The sequence below is a fragment of the Streptomyces poriferorum genome, assembly GCF_019399235.1.
GTDB lineage: Bacteria > Actinomycetota > Actinomycetes > Streptomycetales > Streptomycetaceae > Streptomyces > Streptomyces poriferorum.
In genome coordinates this window covers 1-7,436 of record NZ_JAELVH010000340.1, presented here as the reverse complement: position 1 = coordinate 7,436, position 7,436 = coordinate 1, and the positions used below count along the sequence as shown (strand labels likewise).

Annotated in this window: 8 protein-coding genes; 3 read left to right on the top strand and 5 right to left on the bottom strand. The window is 69.0% G+C overall.

What is annotated here, in order from left to right:
• Positions 1 to 16: 16 nt before the first annotated feature.
• Entirely contained in the window at positions 17 to 322 is a 306-nt protein-coding gene (gene clpS / locus JGS39_RS35110) for an ATP-dependent Clp protease adapter ClpS (protein WP_018555894.1), read from the bottom strand.
• 111 nt (positions 323 to 433) lie between these two features.
• Here clpS and JGS39_RS35105 point away from each other — a divergent pair, with 111 nt between their 5' ends.
• Entirely contained in the window at positions 434 to 1,762 is a 1,329-nt protein-coding gene (locus JGS39_RS35105; protein ID WP_219573809.1) for a nicotinate phosphoribosyltransferase, read from the top strand.
• Between the two features lie 176 nt (positions 1,763 to 1,938).
• Positions 1,939 to 2,526 carry an isochorismatase family protein gene (locus JGS39_RS35100; protein WP_219573808.1) on the top strand — a complete coding sequence of 196 codons (588 nt, stop codon included), beginning with the start codon at positions 1,939 to 1,941 and terminating at the stop codon, positions 2,524 to 2,526.
• Positions 2,527 to 2,539: 13 nt separating this feature from the next.
• Here JGS39_RS35100 and JGS39_RS35095 read toward each other — a convergent pair whose 3' ends face one another.
• Together JGS39_RS35095 and JGS39_RS35090 are read right to left on the bottom strand one after the other, a co-directional pair.
• Positions 2,540 to 2,872: a hypothetical protein gene (locus tag JGS39_RS35095; protein ID WP_187285161.1), complete on the bottom strand. Its 333-nt coding sequence runs from the start codon at positions 2,870 to 2,872 to the stop codon at positions 2,540 to 2,542.
• 126 nt (positions 2,873 to 2,998) lie between these two features.
• Positions 2,999 to 5,398 carry an immune inhibitor A domain-containing protein gene (locus JGS39_RS35090; RefSeq protein ID WP_219573806.1) on the bottom strand — a complete coding sequence of 800 codons (2,400 nt, stop codon included), beginning with the start codon at positions 5,396 to 5,398 and terminating at the stop codon, positions 2,999 to 3,001.
• Between the two features lie 370 nt (positions 5,399 to 5,768).
• Here JGS39_RS35090 and JGS39_RS35085 point away from each other — a divergent pair, with 370 nt between their 5' ends.
• Positions 5,769 to 6,110 carry a hypothetical protein gene (locus JGS39_RS35085; protein ID WP_219573804.1) on the top strand — a complete coding sequence of 114 codons (342 nt, stop codon included), beginning with the start codon at positions 5,769 to 5,771 and terminating at the stop codon, positions 6,108 to 6,110.
• A gap of 42 nt (positions 6,111 to 6,152) precedes the next feature.
• Here JGS39_RS35085 and JGS39_RS35080 read toward each other — a convergent pair whose 3' ends face one another.
• Both JGS39_RS35080 and JGS39_RS35075 read right to left on the bottom strand, forming a co-directional pair.
• The gene (locus JGS39_RS35080; RefSeq protein WP_219573802.1) at positions 6,153 to 6,815 is read right to left on the bottom strand and encodes an RDD family protein; all 663 of its coding nucleotides are present in this window, start codon (positions 6,813 to 6,815) and stop codon (positions 6,153 to 6,155) included.
• A 136-nt stretch (positions 6,816 to 6,951) separates the two neighbouring features.
• On the bottom strand, positions 6,952 to 7,436 hold a 485-nt coding region (locus tag JGS39_RS35075; protein ID WP_219573799.1), incomplete at its 5' end, for an RDD family protein.

Here is a 7,436-nt window from a genome sequence, read left to right as displayed (position 1 = left end):
GGGGTGGATCAGGGTGTCAGTTGCGGTCCTGGGTGAGGGTGGCCCACAGTCCGTAGCCGTGCATGGCCTGGACGTCGCGTTCCATCTCCTCGCGGCTGCCGCTGGAGACGACGGCGCGACCCTTCTGGTGGACGTCCAGCATCAGCTTGTGGGCCTTGTCCTTGGAGTAGCCGAAGTAGGCCTGGAAGACATAGGTCACGTAGCTCATGAGGTTGACCGGGTCGTTGTGGACCAGCGTCACCCAGGGGACGTCGGGCTCGGGGACAACGAGGTTCTCCTCGGCCGATTCGGGACGTTCGATCTCTACGGGGGCGACGCTCACCTACCCCATGCTGCCACTCGGGAGGGCCCATCGCACAAACGGGGCCGGTGGCGCGGCGGGCGCGACACCCCCATCTCGTCACTTTGACGAAATCGGGGTAGCATCCCCGGCATGAACTCAGCGGACCTTGGGCGACGGGTCGGTGTGCCGTCGACCGCACTCTTCACCGACCAGTACGAGCTCACGATGGTGCAGGCCGCACTGAAGGCCGGCACCGCCGACCGGCGCTCGGTCTTCGAGGCGTTCACCCGCCGGCTGCCCGAGGGGCGGCGCTACGGCGTCGTGGCGGGCATCGGGCGGGTCCTGGACGCGGTGGAGAACTTCCACTTCGACGACGAGATGCTCGCCTTCCTGCGCGACCAGAACGTGGTCGACGGGCCCACCCTCGACTATCTGGCCGACTACCGCTTCAGCGGCGACATCTGGGGCTACCCGGAGGGCGAGGTGTACTTCCCGGGCTCGCCGATCCTGCGGGTCGAGGGCTCCTTCGCCGAGTGCGTACTGCTGGAGACGGTGATCCTGTCGATCCTCAACCACGACTCGGCGATCGCCGCGGCGGCCTCGCGGATGTCGGCGGCGGCGGGCGGGCGCGGGCTGATCGAGATGGGTGCCAGGCGCACGCACGAGCTGTCGGCGGTGGCCTCGGCCCGGGCCGCGTACATCGGGGGCTTCGACACCACGTCCGACCTGGCCGCGGGCTTCCGCTACAACATCCCGACGGTCGGCACGAGCGCCCACGCGTTCACCCTGCTGCACGACTCCGAGCGCGACGCGTTCCGGGCGCAGGTCGACTCGCTGGGGCGTGACACGACGCTGCTGGTCGACACGTACGACGTCACCGCGGCGGTCCGTACGGCGGTCGAGGTGGCCGGGCCGGAGCTCGGGGCGGTCCGGATCGACTCCGGCGACCTGCTGCTCGTCGCGCACCGGGTGCGCCAGCAGCTGGACGAGCTGGGCGCGACGGGCACGAAGATCGTGGTGACGTCGGACCTGGACGAGTACGCCATCGCCTCGCTGGCCGCGGCGCCGGTGGACGCGTACGGGGTGGGCACGCAGCTGGTGACCGGCAGCGGGCACCCCACCTGCTCGATGGTCTACAAGCTGGTCGCCCGCGCCGCATCGGCGGACCCGGCGGACGAGCTGCGGCCGGTGGCGAAGAAGTCGATGGGCGCGAAGTCCTCGAAGGGCGGTCGCAAGTGGGCGGCCCGCCGGCTGGACGAGGACGGGGTGGCCGAGGCCGAGGTGATCGGCACGGGCCCGGTCCCGGCGGAGCTGGCCGGCCGGCAGCTGCTGGTCGAGCTGGTCAGGGGCGGCGAGGTCGTGGCGCGCGAGCCGCTGGACGCGGCTCGGGAGCGGCATATCGCCGCGCGGGAGGGGTTGCCGATGTCGGCGATGCAGCTGTCCCGGGGGGAGCCGGTGCTGCCCACCGAGTACGTGTGAAGGGGCGGAGCGCGGGGCCCGGGGGCCCGGTGATCGCTTTGTCCTCGATCTCCCCCGGAGCCCGAAAGGCAGGGGAGGTACCCCCTCGACGGGCTTGATTGTCCGGCCCGAGTCCCTAGGCTCGGTGTCACCCCCGTGACCGCCTCTCACCCGCTCCCCACCGAAGGACACCCGTCATGCACCGCGCCTTGATCGTCGTGGACGTCCAGAACGACTTCTGCGAAGGCGGGAGCCTCGCGGTCGCCGGGGGCGCCGATGTCGCCGCCGCCATCACCGATCTGATCGGTGAGGCCCAGCCGGGTTACCGGCACGTGGTGGCCACCCGTGACCACCATGTCGACCCGGGCGGCCACTTCTCCTCCACGCCCGATTTCGAGCACTCATGGCCCGAGCACTGCGTCGCCGGTACGGAAGGGGTGGGCTTCCACCCCAATTTCGCTCCCGCGGTCGCCTCCGGGGCGATCGACACCGTCTTCGACAAGGGTGCGTACGCCGCCGCTTACAGCGGCTTCGAGGGCCAGGACGAGAACGGGACCGGGCTGGCCGCGTGGCTGCGTGAGCGCGGGGTCACCGAGGTCGACGTGGTCGGTATCGCGACCGACCACTGCGTCCGGGCCACCGCGCTCGACGCCGTCCGTGAGGGCTTCGCCACGCATGTACTGCTGGAACTGACCGCGGGCGTCGCCGAGGCGACGACGGACCGGGCGCTGGCCGAGCTGCGGGACGCCGGCGTGGTGCTCTCCGGCAAGCCGGCGGTCGGCTGAGGGCTGTCCCGCACTAGCTCTGCCGGGCCGGCAGGGCGGGCCTCAGGAGGGCGCGTATCGGGTGCCAGAGCTCCTGGGCCCGCTCGGGTCTCGCGCGCCACAGGAGGCCGTCGGGGTGGTGCAGGACGGCGGTGATCTCGTCCGGCGTGGGCGGTTCCGCGTTGCCGCGGAGGTAGACCGCGCGCAGGCCCAGATTGCGCAGCCGGGTCAGGGCCCGGGCCCGGTTCGCCGCGTGCACCAGGACGCGTACCGGAGTGTCCGGTCCCACGCCCTCCGCCGGGCTCGGCAGCGTGATCGCGACGACCACACTGCCGTTCGGCAATTTGCTGAATCCTCCGCCTGCCATGCTCCGCGCTCCCCCGTGAGACGTCGTGTGTCAATAAGAAACCGAACAAGAGGCACCTAAACACGATCGGCCGCCGCCCGCTAGAGGGCGACGGCCGATCATGCTTTGACCTGCGGTTTTACCGAATTACTTGTGCGACGGACCCACCTTGACGGTCATCGTCGAACCGCTGAGCGGCTCGCTGACGATCGAGATCCGGGTGTTGGTGTCAGTTACCTGCACGCTTCCGGTCTTGTTCTCCTTGTACCAGTAGGTGCCCTTGTGGTCGTCGAAGACCGGAACGCCGAGCTGCGGCTTGATCTTCGTGGCCACGTCACCGTTGTGCAGCGTGAAGCCGTCGGTGGGGTACCAGCTGAACGGAGCGTCGAAGGGCTGGATCTTGTTGCGGATGACCGTGCCGTCCGACCACTTCAGCGGCTTGGCGTGCGCGTCGATCGGCAGGATCAGGCCCTGACCCGGGTGGGTCGAGACGTTGTTGTCCTTCTGGGAGGTGTCCCAGAGCCAGAGGAGCAGACCGTTCTGGTACGGGTAGTGCTCGACCCAGTCCGGACGGGTGTTGGCGAACCCGAAGTTGTACGGGCCGACCTTGAGGGTCTGGTCGTACGAGACGTACTGGCGGTTCTCCGCGAAGTAGAACTGCGGGTACTCCTTGGAGAAGGAGGCACCCACCCGCGAGAAGCCCTTGACGGTCCAGCCGTTGTCGTCGCCCTCGGCGTTGTCCGTGAAGAGCGCGGCACCGTCGGCGTTGACCGCGATGGTGTCGGCCGCGAAGCCGATGCCGCCCGCGCCACCGTCGGTGGTGTAGCGGAAGCGGACGTCGATCTTCTTGCCCGCGTAGGCGTCCAGCGAGTACGAGAGCTTCTGGTACTTGCCGGAGACGTCGGTCAGGGCCGGCTTGTCACTGGCGTCGCGCGGGATGGCCACGCCGTCGGCGGTGCCGTCGATCGCGGTCCAGCTGGTGCCGCCGTTGTCCGACACCTCGGTGTAGAGGTAGTCGTAGTCCTTCTCGATGTCCCACCAGCCGGCGAGGTCGAGGGACGCCTTGGACTTGCCGGTCAGGTCGACCGAGCGGGACAGGGTGTTGTTGAGGTTGTCACCCATGTCGCTCCACCACTGCTTGGCGCCCTCGGCGGGCGTCGTGACAGCGGTGGTGACGGCCTTTGCGGGCAGCTCGACAACGAGCGCCTGCTTGTTGGCGGTGTTGTACTCGGAGACGCCCAGCTTGTGGGTGGACTTCGTCGCGGCCTTGGCCGTGTCGTAGTTCAGCCAGCCCAGCTGGAACTTGTCCCAGGCGTTCATGTCGCCGGGCATGTCGCCGATGCTGCCCTTGCCGGTGCCGAGCCAGGAACCGGCCGACATCAGCGACCAGAAACCGACCGAGTTCTCGGCGGTGTTGGTCGTGTCGTACAGGTCCGGCAGACCGAGGTCGTGGCCGTACTCGTGGGCGAAGACGCCCAGGCCGCCGTTCTCGGGCTGTGCGGTGTAGTCGCCGACCCAGATGCCGGTGTCACCGATCTGGGTGCCGCCGGCCTTGTTCTCGGCCGGGCCGGTCGCGCCGGCGTTGGTGCCGTAGGCGTACCAGCGGTGCGCCCAGATGGCGTTGGTGCCCTCGGCGCCGCCGCCCGCGGACTCGTCCTCGCCGGCGTGCACGATCTGGAAGTGATCGATGTAGCCGTCGGGCTCGTTGAAGTTGCCGTCACCGTCGAAGTCGTAACGGTCCCACTGGTCGTACTGGGCGAGATCGGCCTTGATCTGCTCGGGCGTACGGCCCTTGGCCTTCTGGTCGGCGGCCCAGGCGTTGGTGCCGTCCTTGATCATGTCCCAGGCGTTGGCGCAGTTGGTCGAACCGCAGTAGTTCGAGCCGTAGCGTGCCTCGTTGTACGGGACCTTGACCCAGTCGGAGACCTCGCCGTCGACCGAGTAGCGCCCCGAGGACGTCTTCTCGTAGTACGTCTTGAGCGAGTTCTTCCCGGCGCCCTCACCGAAGTACAGGTCCTGGAAGTGGGCCTGGTTGTAGTCGGCCTGCCAGGCGGTGCTGTTGTCCTTCTTGGGGTCCGGCTTGGCTATCGTGTTGTGCGCCGGGCCGGGCTTGCCGCCGTACTTCGGGACGGCGGGCTTGGGGCCCGCGCCGTCCGGGTCGAACATGGTCGTGTTGTCGACCTGGTCGCCGAACTCCACCAGGATGGTGAAGATCTTGTCGGTCTTCTCCCGCTGGACCTCGACGTACTTGTTGTCGTCGAGCTTGACGACCTTGGAGCCGTTGCGCGCCAGAGCCTTCTTGTCGCCGGATATGACCTGTTCGAGAGCGGCCTGACGCTGGGCGTCCTGCTGCTTGCTGAACGGACCTTCCAGGTTGTGCGCGTCGCCCTTGGCCGACCCCGGATCCCGGCGGTCAACACTGGCGGCGGCGCTACTTGACGCCTGGTCATCAGCCTGAGCGGTGGCGAAGGCGGATGCGGTGGCGGCGGTTGCGGCCATGGCCACGACAACCGCTCCGGTGCGAAGCGCCCGTCTTTTAATGATCACGTGATGCAGTCCTCCCCGACGCCCGCGGCAGCGGCCTCGGAGGTGTGAAGGGGCCGCGCGCGGAAACGCGTCACAAGTGACGACATTCGACCGGAGTTACGGAAGAAAAGACAGACCTTGACTTGAACAGGCCAAGTGCACTATGCAGGAGTCCATTTCCGCTATCCGGACGATCGCTCTGCGCCGGACCGGCGCGCCAAAACCCCCCAGGGGCGTGCGAGATGACTCCATGCGCCCCCCGTGCACCGGTACCGTGGGTTAGGTGACGCTTACTACCCGTTCCGCTCGGGCATTCACCGTCGTAGAGTCACTTGACAGCGAAACCGTGTCGAGAGACTGCCCACCCGACGTCCCGAGGACGGATACCGCCATGCCGCGTCCCACTGCTGCACAGCTCTCCTACGGTTCGGTGACCGTCGTCTTCTCGACCCTCGCCATGCTGCTGCTGTCCCGTACCGAATCGGGCATCGGCATCGCCGTCATCGGCACGGCCGCGCTCGCGCTCGGTCTGCTGGTGGCCGTCACCGTTCCGCTGCCGGCGCGCAGGAACAGAGCGAAAGCGGCGAGGACAGGGGCCGCGGTGTCCGCACACCGTGGCACCGTCCCCGCCGCTGCCGAACCCGAGGGCCGCACCCTCGACCCCGTACAGGGCAGGATCCCGTCCGCACGCGCCGCGTCGGAGCGGGTGGGCGAGCACTCGCTGAGGCGCTGACAGCCACCGCCGGGAGGGTGCCGACGCCCTCCCGGCCGTCCGTCAGTTGGTGACCACCACCACCGTCTTGGCCGCCTTGTCCTGGAGCCCCTGCTTGTACGGCTTGTCCGTGAACATCAGCACGATGTTGATCAGCCACCACAGGCACGGGCAGCACAGCAGCGCCGGCACCCACAGCACCACGGCCCGCAGGAAGGCGCTGCCGGTATCCGGCACCCTGCCGTCGTTGAGCATCGCGACGCGCAGTTTCAGCAGCCGCTTGCCCAGGGTGCGGCCGTCCTTGTGCGTGAAGTACGTGTCGTACGCGACGTAGACGACCAGGGCGATCAGCGACCAGAGCAGCTGATGCCCGCTGTAGGTCTGGGCGAAGACATCGCTGACGTCGTCGTCGTTGCCGCCGTCCGACATCTCGACAGCGCCGCCCCAGGGCAGCGAGATCAGGTACAGCGGGATCGAGATGATCAGGAAGTCGATCAGCCGGGCCAGGATGCGCTTGCCGGGTTCGGCGAGCGGCGGCATGCCCGCCAGCGGATCCGTTCCGCCGTACTGACCGCCGCCGTACGGCCCCGGGTCGTGCGGGGGCGGGGGCGGCGGCGCGCTGCCGTAGGGCGAGCCCGAGGACGGCGGCGGCTGGGACCCGGGCGGCTTCTTGGAGAACGGGTCGTCCTCGGGCGGCTGACCGGACGTCGGCTGATCGTTGCTCATGCGGGCAGTGCACCCCGCCCCACTGGCGCCCGCAACGGCTCAGGTGCGTTCGGGGGAACGGAATCCGTCCGACGGCCCTCACCCGAAGGGCCGTCAGCCGTGCGGGTCGCTCCCCCGGCCGCTTCCCGGCCGTGCCTCAGCCCGCGACGAAGGTGCGGGCCGCCTTGTCGTGCCAGCACTGGCGCCACGGCCGGTCGATCAGGCACCAGAGCACGTTGACCACGCCGATCACCAGCAGGCCCAGCATTCCGTAGACCAGCCAGCGGCGCAGGGCGGCGCCGAAGCCGGGCGCGTCGTGGGACTCGATGTCGCGTACGTCGAGACCGCAGACCTTCTTGCCGAGCGTACGGCCCCACTTCGCGGTCGGCAGCGCCTCCAGGAGGATGCCCAGCACCAGGAAGGCGCCGAGGGCCGCAGCGGCCAGGGAGGCCGTGGTGGAGTCCACCAGCCAGACCGTGACCGTCTCGCCCGACAGCCTGGCCGCGTCGATCTTCTCGTTGACGTGGTCCGCGGCCCGGGACAGGAGCGGTACGGCGACGGCGCCGGCGAGGGCGCCGAGCACCACCGTGTCGATGAGCCGGGCGGCGAACGGCAAGCGGTTCGCCGCCCGGCTCATCGACA